The sequence below is a fragment of the Kutzneria sp. 744 genome (assembly GCF_000568255.1).
In the GTDB taxonomy this organism is placed as follows: domain Bacteria; phylum Actinomycetota; class Actinomycetes; order Mycobacteriales; family Pseudonocardiaceae; genus Kutzneria.
The window spans coordinates 8,397,380-8,400,895 of the sequence record NZ_KK037166.1 but is presented as its reverse complement, the minus strand read 5'-3'; the positions used below and the strand labels follow the sequence as shown (position 1 = coordinate 8,400,895).

At 72.7% G+C, this 3,516-nt stretch carries 1 protein-coding gene and 1 pseudogene; both read right to left on the bottom strand.

The annotated features are described in order from the left end of the window. Positions 1 to 56: 56 nt before the first annotated feature. Entirely contained in the window at positions 57 to 2,534 is a 2,478-nt protein-coding gene (gene pheT / locus KUTG_RS38805) for a phenylalanine--tRNA ligase subunit beta (protein ID WP_043724096.1), read from the bottom strand. Positions 2,535 to 2,539: 5 nt separating this feature from the next. Further along, positions 2,540 to 3,516 (bottom strand): annotated as a pseudogene (locus KUTG_RS38800) (phenylalanine--tRNA ligase subunit alpha); the annotation flags it as partial.

The following is a 3,516-nucleotide window of genomic DNA, read 5'->3' as shown; positions in this document are numbered from 1 at the left end:
AAGGACGCCTTACACGCGTTCAACGAGGGTAAGGCGTCCTTCCCCGCATAAAGAGGTCAGCGGAGGGAGGCTCCGTGCTGGTCGCCGGCGGAGGCGACGGCCGCGTCGCGGGCGGCGGTGGCCTCATCGACGGTGAGGGTGCGGTCGGCGGCCCGGAAACGCAGGGCGTAGGCCAGGGAGCGCTTGCCCTCGCCGAGCTGCTCGCCGGTGTAGACGTCGAACAGGCGGAGGTCCTCCAGCAGCTCGCCGCCGCCGGACCGCAGCGCGGCGGCGACGTCGGCGACGGGCACGGCGGAGTCGACGACCAGGGCCACGTCCAACAGCACGGGCGGGTACGGCGAGATCACCGGCACCGGACGGCGGTCGGCCAGCGGCAGGGCGTCGATGTCGATCTCCATGGCGCAGGTGCGCTTGGGCAGACCGAGCTTCTCCACCACGGCCGGGTGCAGCTCGCCGGCGTGACCAACGGGCCAGCCGCCGACCCGCAGCTCGGCACAGCGGCCGGGATGCCACGGCGCCAGCTCGGAGGCGACGACGGTGAGCTCCACGCCCCAGGCGTGCGCGACGGTCCGCGCGGCCTCGACGGCGTCGGCCCAGGAGGCCTCGCGGCCCTTGCCCCACCAACCGGCCTGCTCACGCTGACCGGACAGCACAACGGCGGCGTGCAGCGGCTGGTTGGGCAGCGACGCCTCCAGCTTGCCGAGGTCCTCTTCGGACGGACGGCCCTCGACGCCGATGGACGGCACCGCGGTCTGCTCGGCCTTGGGCAGCACGACCTGTCCGACGTGGAACAGCGCCAGGTCCCGCTGGCCGCGGGAAACGTTGCGGCGCAAGGTCTCCAGCATGTTGGGCAGCAGCGTGGTGGCCAGCTCGGGGTGGTCGGCCTCCAGCGGGTTGAGCACCTTCACGGTGGTGCGCCGGATGTCGTCGGCGTCGAGGCCGAGGTCGTCCCACGCGGTCGAGGCGACGAACGGGAACGGCAGCACCTCGGCGTAGCCGGCCTCGGACAGCGCGCGGGACACGGCCCGGCGGCGGCGCTGCGACTCGGTCAGGCCCCGCTGCGGCGGCGCGGGCGGCAGCTCGGACGGGATCGTGTGATACCCCTCCAGCCGCAGCACCTCCTCCACCAGGTCGGCGGGCTGCGTCAGGTCGGGCCGCCACGGCGGTGGGGTGGCGATGACGAACGTGCGGCCGTCGTCGCTGGTGGTGACCTCGACGCCGCAGCCGATCTGGCCCAGCCGCCGCGCGGTCACGCCACGGGCGTAGTGCACGCCGGCGACACGGTCGGGCAGGTCGATCGGCATGGACACCGGGGACGGCAGGATCGGGTTGCCGACGTCGGTGCGGCCGGGCCGGATGCTGCCCTCGCCGAACTCGTCGAGCAGCTTGGCCGCGCGGTCGAGGGCGGCCGCGGCGACCACGGGGTCGACGGCGCGCTCGAAGCGGCGGGACGCCTCACTGGGCAGCTTGTGCCGGCGGGCGGTGCGGGCGATCGAGGCGGGCTCCCAGTTGGCCGCCTCCAGCAGGATGTCCGTGCTGGACTCGCCGACCTCGGTCGACGCGCCGCCCATCACGCCGGCCAGCGACACCGGGCCGCTGTCGTCGCAGATGATCATGTCGTCGTCGGACAGGGTGCGCTCGACGTCGTCCAGCGTGCGCAGCTTCTCGCCGGCCTTGGCCCGGCGCACGACCAGCGTGCCCTGGAGCTTGGCGGCGTCGAAGGCGTGCAGCGGCTGCCCGGTCTCCAGCATCACGTAGTTGGTGACGTCGACCGGCAGCGAGATGGAGCGGATGCCGGCCAGCATCAGGCGGCGGCGCATCCAGAACGGGGTCGGCGCGGCGGTGTCCACGCCGGTCACCCGGCGGGCCACGAAGCGGCGGCAGCCCTCCTCGTCCTGCACGTCGACCGGCCACACCTCGTTGTCGGTGACGGCGCGCCCGTCCATGCCGACCGGGTCGCCGAACGGCAGGTCGAAGGCGCAGGCGAGGTCACGGCCGAGGCCACGGACCGACAGGGCGTAGCCACGGTCGGGCGTGATGGCCAGCTCCAGCACGGCGTCGTCGAGCTGGAGGATCGGCTTGGCGTCGTCGCCGGGGCTGGCGGCGCCGGGCGGCAGCACCAGGATGCCGGTGTGGTCGTCGCCGAGGCCCAGCTCCTTGACGGAGCAGATCATGCCCTCGCTGGTCTTGCCGTAGGTCTTGCGGGCGCTGATCTCGAAGCCGCCGGGCAGCACGGCGCCGGGCAGCGCCACCACGACCAGGTCGCCCTCGACGAAGTTGCGCGCGCCGCAGACGATGCCCTGGATCTGGTCCTCGTCCACCTCGACCTGGCAGTACCGGATCGGCTTCTTGAACTCGGTGAGCTCCTCGATCTCCACCACCAGGCCGACCACCAGCGGGCCGTCGACGGGGGCGAGCCGCTCGACCGCCTCGACCTCGTGGCCGATCCGGATCAGCGCCTCGGCCACGTCCTCGGCCGTGGTCTCCTCGGGCAGCGGCAGGTGCTCGGCGAGCCAGCTGACAGGAATGCGCACGGGACTCAGAACTCCGTTCCGAAGGGCAACGTGAAGCGGACATCGCCCTCGACCATGTCGCGCATGTCGGGGATGCCGTTGCGGAACTGCAGCGTGCGTTCGAGGCCCATGCCGAACGCGAAGCCCGAATAGACGTCGGGGTCCACGCCGGTGGCCCGCAGCACGTTGGGGTTGACCATGCCGCAGCCGCCCCACTCCACCCAGCCGGCCCCGCCCTTGCGCTGCGGGAACCACACGTCCACCTCGGCCGACGGCTCGGTGAACGGGAAGAAGGACGGGCGCAGGCGGGTCTTGGAGTCGGCGCCGAACATGGCCCGGGCGAACGCGTCGAGCGTGCCCTTCAGGTGGGCCATGGTGATGCCCTTGTCCACGACGAGGCCCTCGACCTGGTGGAACACCGGGGTGTGGGTGGCGTCCAGCGCGTCGGTGCGGTACGTCCGACCGGGACAGACCACGTACACCGGCAGCTCACGGTCGAGCAGCGAGCGGATCTGCACCGGCGAGGTGTGCGTGCGCAGCACCAGCCCGGAGTTCTCCGGCGCGATGTAGAAGGTGTCCTGCATGGTGCGGGCCGGGTGGTCCTTGCCGAAGTTCAACGCGTCGAAGTTGAACCACTCGGTCTCGAGCTCCGGGCCCTCGGCGATCTCGTAGCCCATGCCGACGAACACGTCGCCGACGCGCTCGGACAGCGTGGTCAGCGGGTGCCGGGCGCCACGGGACACGCGGTCCCACGGCAGCGACACGTCCACCCGCTCGGTGGCCAGCACCTGCTCGGCCCGCGCGGCCTCGAGCTGGGCCTTGCGCGCGTCGAAGGCGGCCTTGATCTCGTTCTGGGCCTCGTTGACCCGCTTGCCGGCCTCGGAGCGGGCGGCCGGCGGCAGCGCGCCGATCTCTCGGGCGCGCGGTCAGCAGCGGCGAACCGGTCGCCGAGGTGCGCGGGCTTGACCGCGGCCAACTGATCGAGGTCGCCGCCTCGGCGAAC